A 25197-nucleotide genomic window follows, 5' to 3' on the forward strand; every position below is an offset into this window, starting at 1 on the left:
GCCTCCCTCACCGGTAACCGCTGGCGTCGTCGTAGGTGGAGAAATCCACCAGCGTGCCGAGCATCTGCAGATAAGCCACCAGGGCATCCATCTCGGTCAGCTTCTGTGGGTCGCCGTCGAAGTCGCCCACCTTGGCCTTCGGATAGCGTTCCAGCAGTCCGGACGTGTCGGCGTTCGGGTCCGCCTGTGCCTTGAGGTCCGCCTCTGCGTTCTCGATCATCGCATCGCCGTAGGGAACGTTCACGGCGCGGTTCGCCTTGAGGTTCATCGACACGTCGGAAATCGTAAGCGGCGTCGTCTTCAGGAAGGCGTAGCTCGGCATGACCGATTCCGGGACGACCGAGCGCGGCTCGATCAGGTGCTGTACGTGCCATTCGTTCGAATAGCGGTCGCCGACGCGGGCCAGGTCCGGCCCGGTTCGCTTCGAACCCCACTGGAAGGAATGGTCGTACATGCTTTCGGCGGCGAGCGAGTAGTGACCGTAGCGCTCGACCTCGTCCCGGAACGGCCGGATCATCTGGCTGTGACAGACATAACAACCTTCGCGGACGTAGATGTCGCGACCGGCGAGCTCCAGCGGCGAGTAGGGCCGCATGCCCTCCACCTTCTCGATGGTGTTCTCCAGGTAGAAGAGCGGTGCGATTTCAACGATGCCGCCGACCGTGACCACGGCGAGCGACGCGACCAGCAGCAGCGTTGCGTTTCTCTCCAGAACGGAGTGTTTGTTCAGTATCGACATGGATCACACGCTCCTTATTCGGCAGGCTGCAGGGTTGCTTCGCGCGCAGGCCGGGCGCCGCCCATCGAGACCTCGTCGCGCAGGCGCCCGCGAATGGTCTGGTAGACGTTCCATGCCATGACCAGGCCGCCGGCGAGGTAGAGCACGCCGCCCAGCGTGCGGATGACATAGTAGGGGAACATCGCAAGCACGGTTTCCGCGAAGGAATAGACCAGGAAGCCCTGATCGTTATACTCGCGCCACATCAGGCCCTGCTGGATCCCGGCAACCCACATGGCGGCGGCGTAGAGCACGATGCCGAGGGTGGCGAGCCAGAAGTGCCAGCTGACCATGTTGACCGAATAGAGCCGCTCGCGGTTCCACAGCCTCGGCGCGAGGTAGTAGACGGCGGCGAACGAGATCATGCCGTTCCAGCCGAGTGCGCCGGCGTGGACGTGGCCGATGGTCCAGTCGGTATAGTGCGACAGCGAGTTGACGGCCTTGATCGACAGCATCGGTCCCTCGAATGTCGCCATCCCGTAGAAGGCGATGGCTGCCACCATCATGCGGATGATAGGATCAGTGCGCACCTTGTCCCATGCGCCGGACAGCGTCATCAGGCCGTTGATCATGCCGCCCCAGGAGGGCATCCACAACACGATCGAAAACACCATGCCGAGCGTCTGCGCCCAGTCAGGCACCGCGGTGTAATGCAGGTGGTGTGGACCGGCCCAGATGTAGAGGAAGATGATCGACCAAAAGTGAACGATGGAAAGGCGGTAGGAATAGACCGGACGCCCCGCCTGCTTCGGTACGAAATAGTACATCATCGCCAGGAACGGGATGGTCAGGAAGAAGGCCACGGCATTGTGGCCGTACCACCACTGCGTCACCGCGTCCTGCACGCCGGCAAAGGCTGAATAGCTCTTGACGCCGAGGAAGGACACCGGAATCGCCAGGTTGTTGATGACGTGCAGCATGGCGATGGTGACGATGAAGGAGAGGTAGAACCAGTTCGCCACATAGATATGCGGCTCCTTGCGCCTCAGGATCGTGCCGAGGAAGACGACGAGATAGGCGACCCAGACGATGGTGAGCCACAGGTCGACATACCACTCCGGCTCCGCATACTCGCGGCTCTGGGTGATGCCCAGGAGATACCCGGTCGCGGCCATGACGATGAAGAGCTGGTAGCCCCAGAAGACGAACCAGCCGAGATCGCCGCCAAACAGGCGCGCCCGCGACGTCCGCTGGACGACGTAGAACGAGGTCGCGATCAGGGCGTTGCCGCCGAAGGCGAACACCACCGCCGAGGTGTGCAGCGGACGCAAGCGCCCGAAATTGAACCACGGCTCCAGATTGAGATCGGGAAACGCCAGTTGGGCGGCGATGAGGACGCCGACCAGGAACCCGACGACGCCCCAGAAGACTGTGGCGATGACGCCGTATTTGACGACCTCGTCGAAATAGGGGTTGGCAGTACCCTTTGGAAGGCTGCTGTCGCCCGGCACCCGGTAGGGCGCGAAGGAAACGCGCCTGATCATGACCACCGTGCCGGCGAGCAGCACGAAGAACAGCACCCACATATGGGCCTGGAACAGGTTGTCGTGGGCGAAGGCGGCGCCGAGCAGCGCGAAAAACGCGCCGATGGCCAGGAGCCCTGTCTCTAATCCGTATTTCATTGTTGGCATCCCCAACCAGACGTGCGTTGCGAGCAGCGGGGACGAACGCGAATCCGTCCCCTGCAATCAGCCCATTGCTCGCAGATGCAGCACGAATTGGCCTTGACGCAGATCAAGGAGAAGGACGGGTCGCAGGCGCATCAATGCGGCAGGTTGCGGGTCACTCAGGGAGAAATGGACGCGATGACGCTGGAAAACGGGGAACAGAACAGGGTCTGCCACCTTCTTTCCGCCATGCCCGGCGACACCGTGTCGCTCGACTGGCTGGCGGGCGCCCATCGCGAGCAACTTCTTCTCTGTGACGCGCTGGAGGAGATCGCCGACAGCCTGCCGGCGAGCGTGAACCGGCAGAAATGCATCTATGCGGCCATGGTGCTGGGTCCGCTGATCCATGGGCTGCACCGCTACGAGGAGGAGGTGCTCTTCCCCCACCTGACGGCGAGGACAAAAGGCAACGCGCTGCTCGCCGAGACGCTGAAGCGGCTGAAATTCGAGCATTGCGAGGACGAATGTTTCGCAGAAGAGCTCGTCGATACGCTCTTGAAGCTCGGCAGCGGCGCACCGGATGTCAACATCGAGGCCGCCGGCTACATGCTGCGCGGCTTCTTCGAGACGATCCGACGCCACATCGCGTTTGAGCGCGACCACCTGCTGCGCGGGCTCCACGACGCCTGACGACGACGCCTCGCAACAGGTTTCCCGTCAGGCCTTGACGGTCTTGACGGTCTTCTTGATGTCCCAGCGGTCGTGGTACCAGAGCCACTGGCCCGGATACTCGCGCACCCACTGCTCGACCTTGTCGTTCAGCTTCTGCGCCGTCGCATCGACGTCGATGGCGCCGTCCGGGCGGCGCGGAATCTCCATCGCCGGTTCCAGTTCGAGGCGGAAACGGTTGTCCGGCAGGCGGATGCAGCGCGCCGGATAGACCTCGCAGTCGAACTGGCGGACCAGCTTGGCAAGCAGTGGATTGGTATGCACCGGACGGCCGAAGAAGCTCGTCGACAGACCCTTGCGGTACTTCTGGTCCACCAGCACGCCGACCGGTTCGCCGGCGTCGAGCTTGCGGGCCAGCGAGAACGACGAGCCCGCATGCGAGGGCACGAGATTGCCCATCCGCGCCCGGCGGAACTCGAACACCTTTTCGGCGATGTAGGGGTTGTTGGGCGGGCGGAACAGCACCGTCACCTCGATGCCGAAGGCGGCACCCGCCACCGGCAGCATCTCGAAATTGCCGGTATGGCCGGTGAAGACGATGAACGGTCGCCGGTTCTCGTAGAGGTCGATGAAGATCGGCACGCCCTCGACCTCGACGCGGCCGACCTTGTCGCTGAACGGATCGAAGTCGAACAGGCGATCGAGGAAGACGTACTCCGCCGCCATCCGCCCCATGTTGCCCCAGCTGTCCATGGCGATCACGGTGAGCTCGGCTTCGGACTTCTCGGGGAATGCATTGCGCAGGTTCGTCAGCATCAGCTGATGCCGGCCGGTCTTCGGCCCGACGAAGCGGCCGAAGCGGTCAGCGAAATTCATCGCGCCATCAGCCGGAAACAGCTTCAGGACGTTCAGCAGCCCGAAGACGAGCTGCGCGACCAGCCACTGCTCGAAATTTCGCAGCGCCAGAACGGCGCGGGTGATGAGGCGGCGCACCGTGGTCAATCCACCCGCAGCACGATCTTGCCGAAGATCTGGCGCGATTCCATCCGTTCCAGCGCGGTGGCGATCCCGTCGAAGGTGATCTCGGTGTCGATCACCGGATGGACGATGCCGCGCGCCATCTTCTGCATGGCGTTGGCCATGTTCTCCATGCGGCAGCCGAACGAGCCGAACAGCTTCAACTGCTGCTGGAACAGCATCATCAGGTTCATCTCGGTCGACACACCGGAGGTCGAGCCGCAGGTGACGAGGCGGCCGCCGCGCTTCATGCAGAGCATGGAGCCGGCCCAGGTATCCTTGCCGACATGCTCGAACACGACGTCGACGCCCTTTTTCTTCGTCAGCTTGCGCACGACGCCTTCGAAGCGGTCCTCGCGATAGTTGATGACGTGGTCGGCGCCGAGCGCCTTGGCCCGTTCGATCTTGTCGTTGGAACCCACCGTGGTGATGACGGTGCAGCCCATCTTCTTGGCCAGCTGGATCGCAGCCGTGCCGATGCCCGATCCGCCGGCATGGACGAGGATCGTCTCGCCCGGCTCGAGCTTGGCATTGTCGAACAGCATATGCTCGACGGTGCCGAAGGTGACGGGCGCAAGAGCTGCAGCGATCGCATCGATCCCGGGCGGCGCCGGCACGAGCTGGCGGGCGGGAATGTTGATCTTCTCCTGCGCGAAGCCGTCGAGATGGAAGCCGTGCACGCCGCCGACATGTTCGCACAGATTGTCGCGGCCCTCGCGGCAGGGCTTGCACAGCCCGCAGATGCGCGCGCCGTAGACCGAGACGAGCTGCCCCGGCAGCACGTTTGCGACGCCCGGGCCGATCTGGTCGACCACGCCGGCAGCCTCCGCGCCGATGACGAGCGGCATCTTGCGCTTGGCGAACGCCATGCCGCGCCAGCCCCACACGTCGATGTGGTTCAGCGCCACCGCCTTGACCCGAAGCGTCACCTCGCCCGGGCCTGGCGCTTCCGGTTCGGGAATGTCGGTCAGTTCGAGCTTGCGGTCGTCGAGAAGCTGCAATGCGCGCATGGTCTTATCCTTTGCCGCAGGTCGCGGCGTCGTGGTCGTCGCTTTTGGCATCCGGCGTGCCGTGCGGCTGGCGCCGGATGCGAGGTGCTGGATTGGCGGCCTGCCGACAGCCAGCGCGCCCCGATTGGGAACGATGCTCTAGAGCAACGGACATGCAAATGAAACCTCTTTCCCGCTGCAACCGGCGGGAAAGTCGCGACTGGGCGCCGCCCGATGTATTCGAGCCGCAGCCGGCCGGCAGGATGGACAACGCCCTGCCCCGCGCCAGGTTGTCGTCAGGCCGGCTCGGCCGTCATCACCAGACTGGCGTTCTGGCCGCCGAAACCGAAGGAGTTCGACAGCACGGCGGAGACCTGCTTGTCGCGTTTCACATTCGGCACGACATCGAGAACGATGGTCGGGTCGGGGTTCTGGTAGTTGATGGTCGGCGGCAGCGTGCCGGTCAGCATGGTCTGCAGCGAGAACACCGCCTCGATCGCACCGGCCGCCGTCAGCGTATGGCCGATCATCGACTTGTTGGAGGAAACCGCAATCTTCGACAACCCCTCGCCGAACACCGTCGACATCGCAAGATATTCCATCTTGTCGTTTTCCGGCGTCGAAGTGCCGTGGGCGTTGATGTAGCCGATCGCGTCCTCGGCAATGCCGGCATCCTCCAGCGCCGCCCGGATCGTGGCGATCGCAGGCCCGCCGTCCGGCGAGGACCGGGTGCGGTGGAAGTGGTCGGCCTTCTCCCCGCAGCCCTTCATGATGCCGAGCACGCGTGCGCCGCGGGCAATCGCCGATTCCAGCGATTCCAGCACCAGCGTCGCCGCCCCTTCCGCGATCACGAAGCCGTCGCGATCCTTGGTGAAGGGCTTGGAAGCTTTCTGCGGCGGGTCGTTCTGGGTCGAGAGCGCCGAAAGCAGCGCAAAGCGGATCAGCGCCTCGGCCGTCACCGAACCGTCGGTGCCGACGGTCAGCGCCCGTTCCGTGCGGCCCTGGCGGATCGCCTCGACGCCGAGCTGGATTGCGGTCGCACCGGAAGCGCAGGCCGTCGACAGCGTCACCGGCAGGCCGCGCGTGCCGAAGCGGTCGGCAAGCCGCTCGGAGATCGCGCCGAACAGCCAGGCCTCGTAGAGGGCTGGATCGGGCTTGTCGCGCAACACGGTCAGAAAGCGGTCATAGGCATCGCCCGGACGCTGCGACGGCGGCGCGCGGTCGGCGAGCGCGAAGCGCGCGCTCCATTCCGGCTCGATCGGCGGTGCGGCCAGGAACAGCGGACCACCGAAATCGCCGGAAAGCCCGGCCTGCGCCAGCGCTTCCTCGGTCGTCTCGCGGGCGTAGAAATAGGAGCGCTCGACCGGGTTCTCGGCCGGCAGGTCGACGAAATCGACCGTGCCCGCGATCCGCGTGTTGAGCCCGTCGACGGGAAAGCGGGTGATGCCGTGGATGCCGGAAACGCCGCCCGAGAGGGCTGCCCAGTTGTCCTTGAGCCCCTGGCCGAGCGAGGTGATGACGCCCATGCCGGTGACGGCGACGATCGGGCGTCCGAGATGGTCCCTGTAGGCTGCCTTGGTCATGCGCCCGTCCTCTATTTCTCTGCCTTCAGGATGGCGACGCCCTCGCCGCGGTGATGGCCGATCGTCGTGACGATCGCGGTCTCGGCAGGCCGTTCCATCGCCGTTTCGCCGGCCGGATCGAAGGCCGGCACCTTAGCCTCGTTTGCCAGCGCAAGCCCGGCAAGCGCCAGGCCCAGCGGAAACTGTGTCTCCAGCGCATGGCCGGTCACACCGGCATAGCCGCGCACCGGTGCGTTCGGGAACCGGCCTTCCAGCCAGGTCTTTTCGCGGGTCGACAGGTCATTGATGCCCGACGCGCCGGAGAAGACGACGGTTGCCCCGCCCTCGCCGTTCGCCAGCCCGGCGAGTACGTCGAGGCGGCGTTCCAGCCGCCCGTCCTCGCGGCCGCCGCGGTCGCCGCCGATGTCCTCGATCATGGCATAGATGCGCGCGCCCCGCGCCTCGGCATGCGCGCGCGATTCCAGCACCAGGAAGGCGCCGACCGAACCGGAGACGATGCCGCCGCCGGCCTCGGGGTCGCGCGACCAGAGCGGCGTCCAGCCGCCGGTCGCATGCGCGCCGAGTGCCTCGTACAGCAGGATCACGTCCGGGCGCTCGGCGATGAAGCCGCCGCCGACCAGCGTATGCGTCGACTGCCCGGCGCGGATGCGCGCGAATGCTGTCTCGATGGCGCTGATGCCGGCGGCCTCTTCGCCCATGAAGGTGCGCGAGGAGCCGGTAACTTTGTGGACGATCGAGATGTTGCCGGCCATCAGGTTGGAAAGCTGGGCGAGAAAGAGTGTCGGGCGCAGCTCCGTCGTCAGCTTCTCGTTGAGCAGATGCTCGCGGTCGTTGCGCTTCAGCCCTTCGTCGACGATCAGGGAATCGACGTTGATGTCGCGCTCGCCGCCACCGGCGGCCACGATCATGTCCATAGTGCCGCAGGCCTCGGCATTCTCCTTCAGCCCGGCATCGTCGAGCGCCAGGCCGGCGGTGAAGACGCCGAGCCGCTGCCAGTTCTCCATCTGCCGCTGGTCGCCGCGCTTGGCGATCTGCTGCGACCAGTCGATCTCCGGCATCGGATGAACCGGATAGGGCGCAAAGCGCTCCGCCTCGATCTTCAGTTCCGGTGCGCTCCCGGCCTTGAGCAGCGCGATATGCGGCTCGGTGCCGACACCCTGGCAGGTGACGATGCCGATGCCGGTGATGACGACGTCGTTTGGCGCCTTCGTCATGCGTCGTTTCCTCTTGAATTGCCCGTTGCGGCCCCGGTTGTGGCAAGCGCGTCCATAAGGCCGAGTTCCTCGGCCCGCTTGCGCACGATATCGCCGAGCGGCACCTCGCTGAAGGGCACGGTGCGCAGCTTCAGCTGCGCGTCGCAGACCTTCTTGCCGCCGGAGGTGATCTTCGCCTTGGTGACGGCGAAGCCCGAGCCGTCGTGCTCCAGCACTACTTCGATGTCGAGCACGGCGTCGGGCTCGACGAAGGCGCGCATCTTGGCGCCGTCGACCGACATCAGGAACGGCATGGCGGCGAAGTCGGTGGCGGCAAGAACCAGAAAGCCCGAGGCCTGCGCCATCGTCTCGATCAGGAGTACGCCCGGGACCAGCGGCATGCCGGGAAAATGTCCTTCGAAGACGGGGCTCTTGGAGGGAACGACGGAGCGCGCCCTCAGCGTCTTGCGCTCGGCGTCCACCGTTTCCACCCGGTCGATCATCTGGAAATATTCAAGCAGCATCGAAAACCTATCTTGCAGCCAGGTTACCTCGATGTAACCGGGGTCCGGAACGTGAAAGGCCTGCCAGGTGCGGCAGGCCGTCAGCGCCCGAAAACGGGATGCGGATGGCCGCGCGCGGCAGCCGCGGCCATCACGCCTTGGCGGCGCGCAGCTCGTCGATCTTGGCGCAGAGGTTCTGCAGCACGAAGTATTCCTCGGTCGCCACCTTGCCTTCGTTGACGTCCTGCGTCCACTTCTCGAGCGGGATCTTGATGCCGAACTCCTTGTCGATCGCAAATACGATGTCGAGGAAGTCCAGGCTGTCGATGCCGAGATCGTCGATCGTGTGGCTCTCGGGCTTGATGGTTTCGCGATCGATCTCGCTGGTTTCCGCGATGATGTCGGCAACCTTGTCAAATGTAGCTGTCACGCCAGTACCTCTTAAAATCCTTTGTTGCGCGATCCTATAAGTAAATTGGGCGGAATTGCCAATGGGCTGTTCCGGGCGCGCTGCAAATTGACTGTGGCCTGTTGCCCGGACATCGATCGCCCTGCCCGCGGTGGAATTCTGCCGAAATCCGCAGCAAACGCATCCCGAATTGATTTCGATCAAGTCCGACCGCAAGAATTCGACTTAACAATCGTCAATAGCAGCCTGATGGTGGCAGCGAGGCGCAAGGAGGCAACAATGTCGCATTGTCTCCCTTTCGATTCTCGTTCACTGGTGGGTCGCGGTCATTCCGTGTCAGAAAAAGGCGATCCCGATGGACATGCAGCGCAGCGACATTCACAGCTCCGACATTCCCATCGTCTGCCGCGCCTGCGAGGCGCGGCACGGTGGCGCGTGCAGCGCGCTCTCGCCGCAGCAACTGGGAGAACTGAGCAAGCACTCCAGCCGCAGGCGCCTGCAGGCCGGCACCGAAGTCGTCGGCCAGGGCGAGGAGATGGCCACCTGTGCCAACATCATGCGCGGCGTGGTCAAGCTCACCCGGATGATGCCGGACGGCCGCCAGCAGATCGTCGGCCTCCAGTTCGCCCCCGACTTCCTCGGCCGCCCCTTCGCAGCCGAGAGCCCGCACAGCGCGGAAGCTGCAACGGATACGGAGATCTGCACCTTTCCGCGCCACCTGCTGGAACGCATGGTGACCCGGGCGCCGGAACTGGAGCACCGGCTGCACCAGCAGGTGCTGAAGGAACTGGACGAAGCGCGCGACTGGATGCTGACGCTCGGCCGCAAGAACGCCCAGGAAAAAGTGGCGAGCTTCCTCTTCCTGATCGCCACGCACTACGATCCCGAGACCGTCGACGGCTCCGCCTTCGACCTGCCGCTGTCGCGCGCAGACATTGCCGATTTCCTCGGCCTGACCATCGAGACCGTCAGCCGCCAGTTCACCAAGCTGCGCAAGGAAAACGTCATCCGCATCGAGAACAACCGGCACGTCACGGTGCCCGACATCGAGCGCCTGCAGCAGTTCGCCGGCATCGACTGACCGGGCAGCGACGACACGCCAATCCTTCGGGCGCGTGCACGAAGGTTCTGGCGGACGCCCACGTAGGCGCCCGCCGTTGTTCGCTAGACCTGCAGGCCGCCGGCCACGTCGATCACGCCGCCGGTGATGTAGCCGCCATTCGGCCCCGCCAGGAAGCAGACGGTGGCCGACACCTCCTCGAGCGTCGCGATCCGCCGGATCGGATGCAGGTCCATGATTGCGTCCGGCAACTTGTCGCGTACATCGGCCGCCATGTCGGTCGGCATGATGCCGGGCTGGATGACGTTGACCGTGATGTCGCGTCCGCCGAGATCGCGGGCGACACCCCGCGCATATCCGGCGATGGCCGCCTTGGTTCCCGAATAGTCCGCGACGCCGGCGAACGGGACGCGGCTGCCGAGGAGTGAGCCGATGAAGATGATCCGGCCGCCGTCCGGCAGCACCGGCGCTGCCGCGCGCGTGGTCGCCACCGCGCCCATGACGTTGATCTGCCACTGGCGGTCGAGATTGACCGTGTCGAGCTCGGGATCGTCGATCGTCCTGCCCTGCACGGCGATCGCCGCATTGTTGACGAGGATGTCGAGCCTGCCGAAATGCGCCGCCACCTTGTCGACCAGCGGTTTGGCTGCCGCCGTGTCGGCCTGGTCGCTCCGGATCGCGAGTGCCCTGACCCCTTTCGCCTTCAGCTTCTCGACCACGGCTTCGGCTTTCTCGGCCGAGGCGACGTAGCTGATCGCCACGTCCGCCCCCTGGTCGGCGAGCGCCTCGGCCACGGCTGCGCCGAGCCCGCGCGAGCCGCCGGTCACAAGCGCAACCTTGCCCTTCAATATGTTCGACATGAGAGGATCCTTTTCCATCGCCATCGGGGCACCGCTGCAAGCGATGCGCCATTTCATAACAATCGTTACGATAACGATCGGTATGAAATTTGACGCGCACCGTCAAGTGGTTTAATAACGGTCGTTACGGAAAGGCTTGATCGTGCAATGGGACGCCATCGCGAATTTGATGTGGAGAAAGCACTGGACGCCGCGCTATGCGTCTTCTGGCGCAAGGGCTACGAGGGTGCCTCCTACACCGACCTGACTGAGGCCACCGGGGTGGAGCGGCCCGCCCTCTATTCCGCATTCGGCAACAAGGAAGCGCTCTTCCGCCGGGTCCTGAATCGCTATTACGAGCGTTACTTCGACTACCTGCCGGAAGCACTCGATCTACCGACAGCCCGGGAAGTCGCCGCCCACATCCTCTACAGCGCAGTCGACCTCAACACCCGTTACCCCGATCGTACGGGGTGTCTCGTCATCAACGGGGCGCTGGCGGGATCGGATGAGGCGGAACCCGTGCGACAAACGCTGATCGATGCCCGCGCGGTGGCCGAGGCGCAGCTTCGTGAACGCTTCGAACGGGCAAAGGCCGAGGGAGACCTGCCCGAGACGGCCAAGCCTGACGCGCTTGCGGCGTTCCTGATGGCCGTCACGCATGGCATGGCGGTTCAGGCCAAGGCCGGCTTCAGCCGCGACAGGCTCGAGGCCGTTGTCGAGCAAGCGCTTTCCGCCTGGCCCGCCGGCCGTACCAGTATCTCCGGAACCTAGACTGCGGCCGCCAGAGCAGCACCGGTGAGAGCAAAGAGCACCAGCGCATCGCAGGCGCGGTTGAACACTTTGATCCCGCGGCGAATATCGTCCGGCGTCGCAGCGGTGCGACCGGCTGCGTTCATCATCGGCTCGTCCACCCGCACGCCGCCATAGACGCGCGGCCCCGCAAGCCCGACCCCGAGAGCGCCCGCCATCGCCGCTTCCGGCCAGCCCGAATTGGGCGAGCGGTGCAGGCCGCTATCGCGCAGGCCGAGGTCGAGCGCCGCCTGCGCCGCCCGCCTGCCGATCGTCGCCCAGGCACCCGCTGCGACAAGGACGATGGAGAGCCGCGCCGCCGGCCAGTTGGCAAGGTCGTCGAGCCTGGCGGCTGCCCGGCCGAACTCCAGGTATTTCGCGTTCCTGTGGCCGATCATCGAATCGGCCGTGTTGAGCATCTTGTAGGCCAGCACTCCCGGCAGCCCCAGCAGCGCGTACCAGAGCGCAGGCGCCACGACGCCATCGGAAAAGTTCTCCGCAAGGCTCTCGATCGCCGCACGGCAGACCGCCGGCTCGTCCAGTGTCGCCGGATCGCGGCCGACGATCATCGAGACTGCCTGCTGCCCGCCCTCAAGCCCGCCCTGCCGCAGCCCGAGTGCCACGGCGCCCACATGGTCGGCGAGGCTCTTCTGGGCAAGGAACAGCGCGACGACGGCCGCTTCGAGAGCAAGCCCGGGCCAGCCGAGCAGCCCCAGCAGGCCGTGGATCACCGAGCCGACCAGCATACTCGCCGCCAAAAGCGCACCGATCGCCACCGCGCCGTTGAAGCGGCGCGTCTCCGGCTTCATCCGCTTTCCGTTGAACATCCGGTCGAAGAAGGAGATGGCCCGGCCGAACACCACGACCGGATGCGGCACGCGCTCCCAGAGCTTCGGCGGATCACCGACGATGCGGTCGATGACGAGGGCGGCGGCGAGGACGATCAACGTGACGGTCATGGATCGGGACCCATCGTTCAGGCGCTGGGCAGCGCGAGCGGCCGGGCCGGGGTCAGCGCCAGCGTCAGAGCTTGCGCCAGACGGCGATCGGCGGCGACATCCGGGGCAAGCCCGAAGCGGAGCCAGGTCCGGTCATAGGCGAACGGACGCACGAGCACATGCTGCCGGCAGAGCGCCTCGTACAGATCCGCCGCGCGCGAATGCGAGACGAGCGAGAACAGCGCTGTCCCTCCGACGACATCGAGCCCGGAGTGCCGCAGGACCGCATCCAGCGCCGACTTGCGCTCTGCGATCGACTGCCGGATCGGGGTGCAGTCGCCCGCCATCAGGCCCGTCGCGATCGTCAGCGCCGGCCCGGAGACCGCCCAGGGGCCGAGCCACTCGGCAAAGTCAGCAAGCAGGCGTTCCTCGCCAAGGACGAAACCGAGCCGCAGGCCCGCAAGGCCGAAGAACTTGCCGAAGGAGCGGAACACCACCAGCCCCGGCGCGATACCCGCATGGGCTGAGAGCGAGGCCCCGGGCTCCATGTCGCCGAAAGCCTCGTCCACCACCATCGTTCCGCCCGACCGTGCCAGGCGGTCGCGAACCTGCAAGAGCTCTTCCGGCCGATGCAGGCGCCCGTCGGGATTGTTGGGGTTGACCGCCACCACGAGCCCGTGGTCGTCGCCAACGCCGTCGAGCGTGCCGATTTCATCCACAACGCATCCGGCCGCGCGCAGCACGCGCGCATATTCGCCATAGGTCGGGGACAGGATGGCGACACGCCGGCCTGCGGGGACCAGCCGCGGCAACAACTGGATCGCAGCCTGCGTTCCCGGCACCGGCAGCGGCAGGCAGCTGTCACTGCGGTAGTAGCGCGCGGCGGCCTTTCTCGTCGCGTCGAGGCGTCCCCGGTCCGGAAGACGGTGCCAGGCAGCAGCATCGACCGCCGGCAGTGCCACCGGGCAGGGATTGATGCCGGTGGAAAGGTCCAGCCAGTCCTCCGGCCGCCCGCCATGGCGTTCGGCCGCCGCCGAAATACCACCGCCGTGCTGGATCGGCGCCTCGGTCATCGTGCCCCCTCCGCGAGGTCGATCACGTGCATGTAGGAGCCGGCGACGTTGTCCCGGCGCAGGCCCGTGACGCCGAGGTCCTGCCCTGTCGCGTCGACTACCGAGAACAGCCGTTCCGCCTCGCCCTCCCGCGCCACGGTCGAATAGTGGAATTCATGCGCGGTCATCGCATGGGTAAAGCCCGAACCCGGAAGCGGGCTCAGCCGCCGGTAGCCGAGTTGACGCCGGCGCTCCGCGAAGCTGGTCACGAGCGGCAGCAGGCCGAGCATGCGGTGCCGGGTTCCCTCCGCATCAACCAATCCCTCGCCCAGCGCCATGTAGCCCCCGCATTCGCCGTAGATCCGCATACCGCGCCCGGCCGCAGCGCGCATGCCATCGCGGAAATTGGCCGCATCGGCCAGACGGGCGCCATGCAGTTCGGGATAACCGCCGGGCAGAAACACCGCATCGCACGCTGTCTGTGGCCCCTCGTCGGCGAGCGGCGAGAAGAAGGAGATCTCCGCGCCCTGCCCGGCCCAGCCGGCGAGCAGGTGCGGGTAGATGAAGGCGAAGGCATCATCGCGGGCAACCGCGATGCGCCGGCCGAGCGGCGGCAGGCGTGCGACATCGGCCGTGGTGACCGAAACTCCGCCCTGCCCGGCCGTGGCCTGCACCCGTTCGAGATCGACGCTGCGGCGCACGGTCTCCGCCGCCCGCGCGACGAACGCTTCCAACGCCGCATGCTCGCCTGCCTGCACCAGTCCGAGATGGCGCTCGGGAAGCGACAGCGCCGGATCGTGCCGGATCGCGCCGAAGATGGCGATGCCCGCCTTTTCCAGCGCCGACCGCAGCATCGCCTCATGGCGCTCGCTTCCGACCTTGTTCAGGATCACGCCGCCAACGCGCACGTCGTCGCGGAAGCGGACATAGCCCTGCACGAGGGCAGCGACCGAATGCGACAGCCGGCTGCAATCGACCACGAGCACCACCGGCAGCCCGAGCATGGCTGCGAGATCCGCCGGCGAGCCGTTCCCGTCCGCGGCACCATCGAACAGCCCCATCATCGCCTCTATGAGAAGCAGCCTGCCGCCGCGCTGCTGTACTGCCGCATTGTCGACCAGCAGTTCCGGCCGCATCGCCCAGGGATCGTAGTTCAGGCAGACCGAGCGGCTGGCGGCGGCGTGGAAGGCGGGATCGATGTAGTCGGGGCCGGCCTTGCCGGGCGAGAGCGCGACGCCCGCGTCCGACAGCGCCCGCAGGAGGCCGAGGGTGACCGTCGTCTTGCCCGAGCCCGACGCCGGGGCGGCGATCATCAGCCCGCTCATGCAGGGTCCTTCAGCGTGCGGGCGCCGAGCGGATCGGGCACCAGCACCCTGCCCTCGCGCAGAGCGCCGAGCCAGTCGAGCGAGCCGCGCAGCCGGACGACTTCGCCGACCACGACGATCGCCGGCGGCTCCAGCCCCGAGGCAGCCGCATCCGCTGCCGAACGCGAAAGCGTTGTCTCCAGCACGGCCTGCCCGGCCGTCGCGGCGTTGCAGACGAAGGCGACCGGTTCGTCCGGCGAGCGACCGGCTGCCATCAGCTTTGCGGCGATCTGGCCGATATGCTTCATCGCCATGTACATGACGATCACCGGCGAGCCGGCGGCGATCGCCGCCCAGTCGATGCGGTCGGGCACGACGCCCGAGGAATCGTGCCCGGTCAGGAACGTCACCGCATGGTTCACCTCGCGATGCGTCACCGGGATCCCGGCATAGGCGAGCCCGCCGATGCCGGCGGTGATGCCCGGCACGACGCGGAAGGGGATCTTGTGCTCGACCAGCGTCAGCGCTTCCTCGCCGCCACGACCGAACACGAACGGATCGCCGCCTTTCAGCCGCAGGACGCGCTTGCCCGCACGCGCGAGCTCCACCAGCCTGAGCGAGATGTCGCGCTGCTTCGGCGACGGCTTGCCGCCCCGCTTGCCGGCGAATTCGATCGCGGCATCCGGCCTGGCGAACTGCAGGCAATCGGCGTTGACGAGCGCGTCGTGGACGATGACATCGGCCTGTCGCAACCCGTGGACGGCAAGCATCGTCAGGAGCCCCGCATCGCCCGGGCCCGCGCCGACGAGCCAGACGCTGCCGGGCTCCAGTTCGGGCAAGGAGGAGAACAGTGCATCCATCAGCCCGCCCTCACGACTACCGGATCCGCGACCGAAAAGACGGATTCATTTTCTGAAGAAACTTTCGCATCGAATTGAAAAGGCGCCGCGATCGCCGCAGTCGCACGCACTGAGCGCATCTTCGGCACGACCAGTCGCGCACCGGCGCCGGCGGCGGCGAGTGCTGCGGCCTCGGCAACGCCATGGCATCCCGTATGGCGAAAGACGACATCGGAAGGATTGGCAAGCCGCGGCGTCTCGGCCTCGAGCGTTGCGGCATCGAACGTGCGGAAAGGGACTTCGAAATGCCGGGCCGCGGCGAACATGGCCGGCTCCTCGGCGCGGGTATCGAGCGAGACGATCAGGGCAAGGCGATAATCGCGCCCGGCGGCGCGCAGCGCCTCTTCGGCAAGGCCGATCACTTCGGCCGCCGCCGTTCCGCGCTCGCAGCCAAGACCCAGCACGAGCGAGGGTGTCGCACCGTCGTTCACCTGCACCGCTTCCGTCATCGGGCTGTCCTCGTTCCCCCTGGACATGCGCGGTGCGGGTGATCCGTCTCGGCAGCCCCGGATCTGGCCCCCTTCGAGGGTCGGCCGCTCCAGGCACCTGTCCGGCCCGCAAGGGGCACCGCCGCATGTCTGACCTGTTTACCGAAGCGGCATTTCCCGGTCAAACGGGTTTGCGTCGTCGGATGGAACGGAAACGGCATCGTCGAAAAAACCAGCAGTCGAAGAGGTTCGATCGGACGGGGTTCTGCTGGCCGTACGAGGAACAGGCCACAAGAACCAGTCGCGACATGGCCCTTGTCAGCAGCGGCACCGTCCCGGCGCTCGTCGCCGTTCCGGTGATCGCAGCGACGGTCGGCACTTTTCGAGGCGATCGCTTTCGGCTTTGCATTTGCCGGCGGCATCTGACATGGAAAGCCGTCCTTCCTCCAGCCTGCCCGGACTCCTACGCGTGGTCGACGTCACACTGCAGCTTCTCCTCCTTCTGTTCCTCGCAGCCTTCATCGCCGGCTTCATCGACGCCATCGCCGGCGGCGGCGGCATGATCACGATACCCGCCATGCTGATCGCCGGGATACCGCCGCTGGAAGTGCTGGGTACCAACAAGCTGCAGTCGCTGTTCGGTTCCGGTTCCGCCACGGTCGCCTATGCCCGCGCCGGCCACGTCGAGGTCAGGCGGCAGTTGCCGATGGCCGCGCTGGCCGCGGTCGGTGCGGCGTTCGGCGCAGCACTCGCCACCGTCATCCCCGGCGAGGCGCTGCGCGCGGTGCTGCCCTTCCTGCTCCTCGGCATCGCGCTCTACTTTGCGCTGAAGCCGAGCATCGGCGACGTCGACAAGCATCGCCGCCTGTCGGAAAAAGCCTTCGCCCTCTCGGTGGTCCCGCTGATCGGGTTCTACGACGGCGTCTTCGGCCCCGGCACCGGCTCGTTCTTCATGCTCGCCTTCGTCTCGCTTGCGGGCTTCGGCGTCCTCAAGGCGACGGCCAACACCAAGCTCCTGAACTTCGGCTCCAATGTCGGCGGCTTCGCCTTCTTCCTCGGCTACGGCGTCGTGCTGTGGAAGGTCGGCATCACCATGGGCATCGGCCAATTCCTGGGCGCCCAGGTCGGCTCCCGCTTCGCCATGCGAAAGGGTGCAGCGATCATCAAGCCGCTGCTGGTCGTCACCAGCATGGCGCTCGCCATCCGCCTCCTGGCCGACCCGACCAATCCGCTACGGGTCTGGCTCGGCTGGTAGGTCCGTTCAGGCCCCGGGCTTGCGCGCCACCACATAGAAATACTCGACCGCCGGCCCGATCCCCCGCGCCAGCGAATTGCCGTCGAGGTCAAGAAGCGCATGGGGCGCCTCGAAACCGGACGAACGGAGTTGTCGGTCGGCCTGCTCGGGTGTCGTCGCATAGACGAGGATACCGAAGTCATGGGCTCCGTGCAGCATGATCGCATGCTCGGCATCCCGTTCCTCCAGGCGCGCATGGCGGAACTTTCGCCAGAAGCCGGTGGCCGAACGCGTCGCGTAGGCGCCGGCGCGGAGCACGAGGCGAACCGGATCCCTGGTCCAGTGGAGCCGCCGATAACCGACGCGCCGGCTGAAGCCGGACCAGCCACGATGGAAGGTGGAGAAGACGAACACCCCGCCCGGCGCCAGCACCCTCTCGACCGCCGCCATTGCCCGCAGCCTCCCCTCGGGATTGACCGAGTCGATCCCGTTGTAGCTGAAGAACGCCACGTCGAACGCCCCTTCGGGCAGGCCGGAGAGATCGCGTGCGTCCATCAGTTCCAGCCTCAGGTCGGGGTTTTTCCTGCGGGCAAGGGTGATCATCTCGGGCGTGTAGTCGATGCCGAGATAGCTTTCGGCGCGGTCCCTGAGGAGTGCGGACGTGCGCCCGCCGCCGACGCCGATGTCCAGCACGCGTCGGCCCGGCGCCAGAGCGAAGCCGGCATCGAGAGCAGCCGCCTCGCCCGCGTTGAGATAGCCGCCGCCGTGTTGATAGTCACGGAGCACGAACGGATCGCTCCAGCTCTTCCGGTTGATCGTCTCCATCGCGTGCATGGCCGTCTCCCTAGCAAATGCAGATATCCCGCGATCTGCGGAATTGAGACGGAGCATAGGGAGCAAAGCGTGGTCGGGATGGTAAAAACCGTATTAACGGCCTGCAAAAGCCGGCTTATGCTTAACACGGAAAGGATCCGCCCGATCCGGCACGCCAACACCTTTGTGCCCCGCAGCGAAGCGGGACACGATCGCCAGGCATGTCTCATTCCGGCACGGACAGCGGTACCGGCCAAATCGTGAGGTTCAGAACTCGACGCCGATCTGCGCCTTGATTCCCGAGCGGAACGGATGCTTGACGAGTTCCATCTCGGTGACGAGATCGGCGATCTCGATCAGTTCGTCCTTGGCATTGCGCCCGGTCAGCACGACATGCGTCATGTGGGGTTTCTGCGTCTGCAGGAACGCCACCACCTCGTTGACGTCGATATAGTCGTAGCGCAGCGCGATGTTGATCTCGTCGAGCAGGACCATCGAATTGCGCTCGTCGCAGATCAGTTCCTTCGCCTTCTCCCAAGCCTTCTGCGCGGTGGCGACGTCGCGCGCCCGGTCCTGCGTCTCCCAGGTGAAACCCTCGCCGAGCGTATGGAACTGGCAGAGATCGGAGAAATGCTTCTCGATCAGCTCGCGCTCGCCGGTCACCATCGCGCCCTTGATGAACTGCACGACGGCCGACGGCTTGCCATGGGCGATATGCCGGAAGATCATGCCGAAGCCGGCCGTGGACTTGCCCTTGCCCTTGCCGGTATGGACGATGACCAGGCCCTTCTGGTCCGTCTTGGTGGCCATGATCTTTTCGCGGGCCTGCTTCTTCTTGGCCATCTTCTCCGAATGGCGCGCAAGCTCGGCCTCGGTCATGCCGGCTTCGACGGTCTCATTGACGGTCTCATTGACGGTTTCTGTGTCAATATCGCTCATGGCGTGCTCCTCAATTGTCATGCTTGGGCAGGTCGTCGTCGCAGGAAAGCCAGGCAACCCGCTCACTCCAGAACCAGTGCTGGGTGACGGTCACGCCCGAGGCGTCGTCGAGCGCGGCGACGTAGAGGTCGATCTCGCCGGGCCGCCTGACCGTCGCAAAGCTCAAGGGCGAGCCGCAATCGCCGCAAAAGCCGCGCGAAACCCCGGGCGACGACTCATAGTGGCGCAGCGCCTCGCCCTCGAAGGTGACATTCGCATCCGCGACGCAGAAGAAGCTCGTCACCGGCGACGACGTCGCCCGCCGGCAACTCTCGCAGTGGCAGTGGCCGGTGCGAATGATCGGGCCTGAGACCTTGAAGCGCACCGATCTGCACAGGCAGCGTCCGGAAAGCCCGGTCATGACGCCCTCCTCTTGCCGGCGATCTCTCCCAGTTCGAACCGCGCCGAATTGGAGCGCGGCGACCATAGCCGGCGATCGATCGCCTCGACCAGACGGTCGGACATCTCCTTCAGCGCCGCGGGGTTCTTCTCGGCCATGAAGGCGCGCACGCGCTCGTCGAGAATATACGCCTTGTAGACTGCTTCGAAATGATGGTCCTTCACCGCTCCCGTGGTCGCGGCGAAGGCGAACATGAAGTCGACGGTCGCGGCCAGCTCGAAGGCGCCCTTGTAGCCGTGGCGCATCATGCCCTCGATCCACTTCGGATTGACGACGCGAGCGCGCACGACGCGGCCGATCTCGTCCTCGAGCGTGCGCACCACGGGCTTTTCCGGGCGCGAATGGTCGTTGTGGTAGACAGTCGGCTGCGATCCCGTCAGGTGCGCGACCGCGGCCGCCATCCCGCCCTCGAACTGGTAGTACTCGTCGCTGTCGAGCAAATCGTGCTCGCGGTTGTCCTGGTTCTGGATGATCGCCTGCAGGCTCTTCATCCGTGCCTCCAGCCGGTCGCGGCTGGCTGCGTCCTCGCCCTCGCCGGCATAGGCATGCGCGCCCCAGGCGAGCCAGGCCTCGGCAAGGTCGCCCCTGTCCTTCCACAGCCCCTCGTCGATCATCGTCTGCAGCCCGGCGCCGTAGCTTCCGGGCCTGGCCCCGAAGACGCGGTAGCCCGCCCTGGCGCGCGCCTCGCCTTCGGTGGCGCCGTGTGCGGCAAGGGCTGCGGCCTCCGCCCGCATCCGCGCTGCGATCGGGTTGTCCTCGCCGTCCTCGTCCAGCGCGCCGATCGCACGCACGGCGCGGTCGAACAGCGCGATCTGCTCGGGAAAGGCGTCTCGGAAGAAGCCGGAGATGCGCAGCGTCACGTCGACGCGCGGCCGGCGCAAAAGCGCGGGCGGAATGACCTCGTAGCCGGTCACCCGCCGCGAGACCGTGTCCCAGACGGGCTTCGCGCCGATCAGCGCCAGCGCCTGGGCGATGTCGTCGCCGCCGGTGCGCATGTTCGACGTGCCCCAGGCGGTGATGCCGAACGAGGTCGGCCATTCGCCATGGTCCTGCGCATAGCGCGTCACCAGCAGTTCCGCCGATTTTCGCCCCAGTTCCCACGCCGCCGGCGTCGGTACGGCACGGCTGTCGACCGAATAGAAGTTGCGCCCCGTCGGCAGCACGTCCGGCCGCCCGCGTGTCGGCGCGCCGGAGGGGCCGGGCTCGACGAAACGTCCGGACAGCCCGCGCATCAGCGCCGCCATCTCGGCTTCGCCGCAGGCCTCGATGGAGGGGCGGATCGAGTGCCTGACCTGGTCCAGCACCGCCCGCGTCGCTTCCCAGCCGTCCGGGCAAGGCAGTTCGCCCGAGACGAGCCGTGCCGCCAGCAACTCGATACGCTCGACCGTGTCCCCGGCCGTCCGCCACGCAACATCGGTCTGCGAAGCCAGGATATCCGGCATCGGACCCGTCCACGGATCGGAGGAAACACAATCGAGCGGGTCAAACGCTGTGTGCGGCGGGGTACCCCCCTCTGTCCTGCCGGACATCTCCCCCTCATGGGGGGAGATCGATGGAGCGAGGCCCCGACCATCACCAGCGTGGCCGTCAACAGCCGCGTCCGCACCATCCGCGTCACCACGCCCGCTGCCATCCGTATGGACCGCCGCCATCCGCCTGGTTCCGATCTCCCCCCTTGAGGGGGAGATGCCCGGCAGGGCAGAGGGGGGTGCGTCCCGTGTGGCAGCGATGTCGACTGCGACAGGCGAACCACCACCCAACGCATCCGCGGCGATCGCCCGTTGCAGGCTGGCGTCGCCGCCTTCGCCCAGCCCGCGCGGCACCCGCGCGAGCGCCAGCGTCAGGTCGGTCAGAAGCCGCCCCGACGGCGAGACGCCGAAGACGTGCAGGCCGTCGCGGATCTGCATCTCCTTCAGGTCGCAGAGATAGGCGTCGAGCTTCTGCAGCGCCGCCTCCTCGCCGTCCGACCTGGCGATCCCCGCATCCTGGTCGAGGCCGATGTCGCGGACGAGGTCGAGGATCTGCCTGCTCAGGAGCCGCAGCCGCCGCGGATCGCCGCCGGAGGCGTCGTAGAATTCGTCCACCAGCGCCTCGAGGTCTTTCAGCGGCCCGTAGGTCTCCGCCCGCGTCAGCGGCGGCGTCAGGTGGTCGATGATGACCGCGGCGGACCGGCGCTTGGCCTGCGTGCCCTCGCCCGGATCGTTGACGATGAAGGGATAGAGATGCGGCACCGGCCCGAACACGGCTTCCGGATAGCAGGCCTCCGACAGCGCCAGCGCCTTGCCCGGCAGCCATTCGAGGTTGCCGTGCTTGCCGACATGGACGATCGCATGGACATCGCAGACCTCGCGCAGATAGGCATAGAAGGCGAAATAGCCGTGCGGCGGCACCAGATCCTGCGAATGGTAGGTTTCTTTCGGGTCGATATTGTAGCCGCGCGCCGGCTGGATGCCGACCAGCGTCCCGCCGAAACGGCAGAGCGGCAGCGCGAAGACGTCGCCGGTCACGAAGGGATCCGCCTCGGGCGCACCCCAGCGGGCCGTGACCTGCTCCTGAATCGATCCGGGAAGAGACGCAAAGAAGCGATTGTATTGTTTAAGCGAAATCGTCTCGCGGATCTCGCGTCCGTCGTTCGCAGCATTGGTCGACCCCGCCATCAGGTGCGCGATCAGCGCATCGCCGCCGGAAGGCAAGTCGGCGACGGCATAGCCGTCCGCCTTCATTTTTCGCAGGATCTCGAGCGTGCCCGCCGGCGTGTCCAGCCCGACGCCGTTGCCGAGCCGGCCGTCGCGGTTCGGATAGTTCGCCATCACCAGCGCGATGCGGCGCTCGCCCGGTCCGGTCCGCCGCAGCCGCGCCCAGTTGGCCGCAAGCCGGGCCGAAAAGCGGATCCGGTCCGCCACCGGCTCGAGGCTGACGATGTTCGTCTCGACCTCGGCGTCCCAGCGGGCGGCAGCCTTGAACGATACGGCCCGCGCCAGCACCCGGCCGTCCACCTCCGGCAGCGACACGTTCATGCCGAGGTCGCGCGCCGTAAGCCCCTGCCCGGACGCCTGCCAGGCCTCGCGGGAGGAGCCGGAAAAGATGACCTGCAATACCTGCGCACCGGTCTCGTCGAGCACCGTCGGCCTGCGGTTTGCGCCGGGCGCGGAGACGGCGAAGCTCGTCGCGTTGAGCGCCACCTCCGGCCGCACGGCCGCAAAGGCTGCGCGCACGATCTCGATCGAGGCCGGGTCCTTGAGGCTGGAGACGAAGATCGGCAGCGCCCGCACGCCAACGTCTGCAAGCGCCTCGATCAGCAGTTCCACCGGCCGTGTCTCACCGCTCTGGACATAGGCGCGGTAGAAGCAGATGGCGACGGTCGGGGGTTCGGAGGCCTCGCCCGCGACCACGCCCCCTTCGTCCGCAGCGCCCCGCTCATCCCGCGCGAAGATACCCCCCTCTGTCCTGCCGGACATCTCCCTCTCAAGGGGGGAGATCGATGGAGTGAGGCCTTGCCCTGGAACTGCGTCGGCATTTGTAGAACCGTCCGACAGAAGACCGCGAAGCTCATCCCCGGCCACAGCACCACGCACTGCAGCTGCCATGTCACGCCGCCCATGCCCCTGGCCGATCTCCCCCCTTGAGGGGGAGATGTCCGGCAGGACAGAGGGGGGTGCACTTCTCGCAACCCGCCCCTCATCCGCCCTTCGGGCACCTTCTCCCCGCAAGCGGGGAGAAGGAGAGACATCCGCTGCCTGTGCCACCCCCTCTCCCCGTTCACGGGGAGAGGGCTGGGGTGAGGGGCAAACTTCGCGCCACGTCTCGACGTCGACCACGCCGCTCCCCGGCCACCAGATCCCGGCCTTCTCCAGCGGCGCTGCCGCCTCCGGTTTCTCGCCGCCGAAGACGAGCGCGTCCGCATAGGAGAGGAAACGGGCGGCATTCTCCGCCCCGCCCTCGGTAAGATAGGCCCAGAGCCGCAGCCGGTCGTCGTCCGGGATCCGGTTGAACGGCGCGAGCCCCTCGTCCGGCCGGTCGTCGCCGGGAAGCGCCACGATGGTGATGTCGTTTGCGACCGCCGTGGCATGGAGCGCTTCCAGCACGTAGCGGAAATAGCTGGCGCCGCCGAGCGCCCGCACCACGATCAGCCTGGCATGCCGCGCCGTGCGCTCGACATAGGTATCGACCGACATCGGATGGGTAAGCGAGGCAAGGCTTGCAAGCCTCAGCCGCATCCGCGCCTGCCGGCCGCGATGGGCGGCGGCGATCGACGCCAGCTCGGTATCGGCCGCCGACAGAAACAGGACGTCGCCCGGCGACTGCCCGAGATCGATCGCCTCCTTGCCGTCGGCGATGGTGCCCTTCTGGGCTAGCAGCAGGTGCATGACGGCTCTCCGCTTCGGCGCGACAGATTACACCCGGCCTGCCGGCTATCTCCCCCACAGGCAATGTTATCGCGTGTGAGCTGCCACAGGCGCAGCAAACGCCCACTTCTCCCCGCCGGGGAGAAGTGCCGAGCGGATGCGAGGCGATGAGGGGGGATCGGGGCACGCCATGGCGCTTCGCGCCGCCCCCTCATCCGGCCCTGCGGGCCACCTTCTCCCCGCTGGGGAGAAGAGGGAGCCAGTCGCCGAGCTCGGTCCCAGCGGTGGCCCTGTTCCCTAGACACGGCCGCTCAGCCTACCGCGCCGGCGATCGCCGCACGCACGGCTGCCTCGTCCATGTCGTGCAGGCCGATGACGACGAGGCGGGTGCCGCGGGTCTCGCCGGCGTTCCAGGCGCGCTCGAAATACTGGTCGATCCGGCTGCCGACAGCCTGGATCAAAAGCCGCATCGGCTTGCCGGGCACGTCGGCGAAGCCCTTGACGCGCAGCACGTCGTGCTCGGCGATGACGCCCTTCAGCCGCTCCACGAAGCCGGCCGGATCGGCGACCGGGCCGAGCTCGACGACGAAGCTGTCGAACTCGTCGTGATCGTGTTCCTCGCCGTTCTCGTGCTCCAGCTCGTGATGCGACTTGCGGTTGGCGATATCGTCCTCGGTGCCGACGCCGAGGCCGAGGAGAACGGCGGCGGCGACGTCGCCGTTCTTCGCCTCGATCATGGTCGGCTTGCGGGAGATGCGGGAGGCCACCTCGTCGCGCACCGTCTTCAGCCCGGCAGCGTCGATCAGGTCGGTCTTGTTGAGCACGATCAGGTCGGCCGCCGTCAGCTGGTCCTCGAACAGTTCCTCCAGCGGGCTCTCGTGGTCGAGGTTGTCATCCTCGACGCGCAGTGCATCCACCCGGTCGTGGTCGTCGGCGAAGCGGCCGGCGGCAACCGCGGCGCTGTCGACGACAGTGATGACGCCGTCGACCGTCACCTGCGTCTTGATCTCCGGCCAGTTGAAGGCGGCGACCAGCGGTTGCGGCAGCGCCAGGCCGGACGTCTCGATGACGATGTGGTCGGGGCGGTTCTCGCGCTCCAGCAGCTTCGACATGGTCGGGATGAAATCGTCGGCGACGGTGCAGCAGATGCAGCCGTTGGTCAGTTCGATGATGTCGTCCTCGCTGCAGGCCTCCGCGCCGCAGCCCTTCAGCACGTCGCCGTCGACGCCGAGGTCGCCGAACTCGTTGATGATCAGCGCGATCCGCTTTCCATTGGCGTTCTGCAGCAGGTTGCGGATCATCGTCGTCTTGCCCGCGCCGAGAAAGCCGGTGATGACGGTGGCGGGGATCTTTTGCTGGAGCATGG

General features: G+C 66.6%; 23 protein-coding genes. 4 read left to right on the forward strand and 19 right to left on the reverse strand.

What is annotated here, in order from left to right:
* Positions 1-7: 7 nt before the first annotated feature.
* Entirely contained in the window at positions 8-739 is a 732-nt protein-coding gene (gene ccoO / locus GGQ64_RS01530) for a cytochrome-c oxidase, cbb3-type subunit II (protein WP_183798155.1), read from the reverse strand.
* Between the two features lie 14 nt (positions 740-753).
* Positions 754-2400 (reverse strand): cytochrome-c oxidase, cbb3-type subunit I, encoded by a 1647-nt coding sequence (ccoN, locus tag GGQ64_RS01535; RefSeq protein ID WP_183798157.1) that lies wholly within the window; start codon positions 2398-2400, stop codon positions 754-756.
* Positions 2401-2502: 102 nt separating this feature from the next.
* On the opposite strand from ccoN, the gene GGQ64_RS01540 reads away from it, so the two are divergent.
* Positions 2503-3075: a hemerythrin domain-containing protein gene (locus GGQ64_RS01540; protein WP_246422231.1), complete on the forward strand. Its 573-nt coding sequence runs from the start codon at positions 2503-2505 to the stop codon at positions 3073-3075.
* Between the two features lie 27 nt (positions 3076-3102).
* Here GGQ64_RS01540 and GGQ64_RS01545 read toward each other — a convergent pair whose 3' ends face one another.
* From GGQ64_RS01545 to GGQ64_RS01570, 6 genes are all read right to left on the reverse strand, one after another.
* Positions 3103-4056, reverse strand: coding sequence for a lipid A biosynthesis lauroyl acyltransferase (locus tag GGQ64_RS01545; RefSeq protein WP_183798159.1), 954 nt, complete (start codon positions 4054-4056; stop codon positions 3103-3105).
* Complete coding sequence (locus tag GGQ64_RS01550; RefSeq protein WP_183798161.1) at positions 4053-5081, reverse strand: zinc-binding dehydrogenase; 1029 nt, start codon at positions 5079-5081, stop codon at positions 4053-4055. The genes GGQ64_RS01545 and GGQ64_RS01550 overlap by 4 nt, the downstream gene beginning before the upstream one ends.
* Positions 5082-5356: 275 nt before the next feature.
* A complete protein-coding gene (locus GGQ64_RS01555) occupies positions 5357-6643 on the reverse strand; it encodes a beta-ketoacyl-ACP synthase (RefSeq protein ID WP_183798163.1) in 1287 nt (428 codons plus the stop codon).
* A gap of 11 nt (positions 6644-6654) precedes the next feature.
* A complete protein-coding gene (locus GGQ64_RS01560; RefSeq protein WP_183798165.1) occupies positions 6655-7857 on the reverse strand; it encodes a beta-ketoacyl-ACP synthase in 1203 nt (400 codons plus the stop codon).
* Entirely contained in the window at positions 7854-8360 is a 507-nt protein-coding gene (locus tag GGQ64_RS01565) for a 3-hydroxyacyl-ACP dehydratase FabZ family protein (protein ID WP_183798167.1), read from the reverse strand. Before GGQ64_RS01565 ends, GGQ64_RS01560 begins: the two co-directional genes overlap by 4 nt.
* A 130-nt stretch (positions 8361-8490) precedes the next feature.
* The gene (locus GGQ64_RS01570) at positions 8491-8769 is read right to left on the reverse strand and encodes an acyl carrier protein (protein WP_183798168.1); all 279 of its coding nucleotides are present in this window, start codon (positions 8767-8769) and stop codon (positions 8491-8493) included.
* A gap of 334 nt (positions 8770-9103) precedes the next feature.
* On the opposite strand from GGQ64_RS01570, the gene GGQ64_RS01575 reads away from it, so the two are divergent.
* Entirely contained in the window at positions 9104-9829 is a 726-nt protein-coding gene (locus GGQ64_RS01575; RefSeq protein ID WP_183798170.1) for a Crp/Fnr family transcriptional regulator, read from the forward strand.
* An 83-nt stretch (positions 9830-9912) separates the two neighbouring features.
* On the opposite strand, the gene GGQ64_RS01580 is transcribed toward GGQ64_RS01575, so the two are convergent.
* Positions 9913-10668: an SDR family NAD(P)-dependent oxidoreductase gene (locus GGQ64_RS01580; protein WP_183798172.1), complete on the reverse strand. Its 756-nt coding sequence runs from the start codon at positions 10666-10668 to the stop codon at positions 9913-9915.
* A gap of 147 nt (positions 10669-10815) precedes the next feature.
* Here GGQ64_RS01580 and GGQ64_RS01585 point away from each other — a divergent pair, with 147 nt between their 5' ends.
* Positions 10816-11421 carry a TetR/AcrR family transcriptional regulator gene (locus GGQ64_RS01585; protein ID WP_183798174.1) on the forward strand — a complete coding sequence of 202 codons (606 nt, stop codon included), beginning with the start codon at positions 10816-10818 and terminating at the stop codon, positions 11419-11421.
* Here the strand turns inward: GGQ64_RS01585 and cbiB are convergent.
* Genes cbiB through GGQ64_RS01610 form a run of 5 tightly spaced genes read right to left on the reverse strand, consistent with a single transcriptional unit; the run spans position 11418 to position 16108 of the window.
* Positions 11418-12398, reverse strand: a complete 981-nt coding sequence (gene cbiB / locus GGQ64_RS01590) for an adenosylcobinamide-phosphate synthase CbiB (RefSeq protein WP_183798176.1) — start codon at positions 12396-12398, stop codon at positions 11418-11420. The genes GGQ64_RS01585 and cbiB overlap by 4 nt on opposite strands.
* Before the next feature lie 17 nt (positions 12399-12415).
* Positions 12416-13450, reverse strand: a complete 1035-nt coding sequence (gene cobD / locus GGQ64_RS01595) for a threonine-phosphate decarboxylase CobD (protein ID WP_183798179.1) — start codon at positions 13448-13450, stop codon at positions 12416-12418.
* The gene (locus GGQ64_RS01600) at positions 13447-14754 is read right to left on the reverse strand and encodes a cobyrinic acid a,c-diamide synthase CobB (protein WP_183798180.1); all 1308 of its coding nucleotides are present in this window, start codon (positions 14752-14754) and stop codon (positions 13447-13449) included. Before GGQ64_RS01600 ends, cobD begins: the two co-directional genes overlap by 4 nt.
* Entirely contained in the window at positions 14751-15593 is an 843-nt protein-coding gene (gene cobA, locus GGQ64_RS01605) for a uroporphyrinogen-III C-methyltransferase (RefSeq protein ID WP_183798183.1), read from the reverse strand. The genes GGQ64_RS01600 and cobA overlap by 4 nt, the downstream gene beginning before the upstream one ends.
* Positions 15593-16108, reverse strand: a complete 516-nt coding sequence (locus tag GGQ64_RS01610; RefSeq protein WP_425488474.1) for a cobalamin biosynthesis protein — start codon at positions 16106-16108, stop codon at positions 15593-15595. The genes cobA and GGQ64_RS01610 overlap by 1 nt, the downstream gene beginning before the upstream one ends.
* 379 nt (positions 16109-16487) lie before the next feature.
* On the opposite strand from GGQ64_RS01610, the gene GGQ64_RS01615 reads away from it, so the two are divergent.
* Positions 16488-17315, forward strand: a complete 828-nt coding sequence (locus GGQ64_RS01615) for a TSUP family transporter (protein WP_183798186.1) — start codon at positions 16488-16490, stop codon at positions 17313-17315.
* 6 nt (positions 17316-17321) lie between these two features.
* Here the strand turns inward: GGQ64_RS01615 and GGQ64_RS01620 are convergent, their stop codons facing one another.
* From GGQ64_RS01620 to cobW, 5 genes are all read right to left on the reverse strand, one after another.
* On the reverse strand, positions 17322-18128 hold the full coding sequence (locus GGQ64_RS01620) for a class I SAM-dependent methyltransferase (RefSeq protein ID WP_183798188.1): 807 nt from the start codon (positions 18126-18128) through the stop codon (positions 17322-17324).
* A 246-nt stretch (positions 18129-18374) separates the two neighbouring features.
* A complete protein-coding gene (gene cobO, locus GGQ64_RS01625; protein ID WP_246422276.1) occupies positions 18375-18986 on the reverse strand; it encodes a cob(I)yrinic acid a,c-diamide adenosyltransferase in 612 nt (203 codons plus the stop codon).
* Between the two features lie 70 nt (positions 18987-19056).
* Positions 19057-19446: a GFA family protein gene (locus GGQ64_RS01630; RefSeq protein WP_183798192.1), complete on the reverse strand. Its 390-nt coding sequence runs from the start codon at positions 19444-19446 to the stop codon at positions 19057-19059.
* The gene (cobN, locus tag GGQ64_RS01635) at positions 19443-23852 is read right to left on the reverse strand and encodes a cobaltochelatase subunit CobN (RefSeq protein ID WP_183798194.1); all 4410 of its coding nucleotides are present in this window, start codon (positions 23850-23852) and stop codon (positions 19443-19445) included. The genes GGQ64_RS01630 and cobN overlap by 4 nt, the downstream gene beginning before the upstream one ends.
* 290 nt (positions 23853-24142) lie before the next feature.
* Positions 24143-25195 carry a cobalamin biosynthesis protein CobW gene (gene cobW, locus GGQ64_RS01640; protein ID WP_183798196.1) on the reverse strand — a complete coding sequence of 351 codons (1053 nt, stop codon included), beginning with the start codon at positions 25193-25195 and terminating at the stop codon, positions 24143-24145.
* Positions 25196-25197 lie beyond the last annotated feature (2 nt).

Origin of the sequence: Mycoplana azooxidifex (assembly GCF_014196765.1) — a bacterium.
Lineage (GTDB): Bacteria > Pseudomonadota > Alphaproteobacteria > Rhizobiales > Rhizobiaceae > Mycoplana > Mycoplana azooxidifex.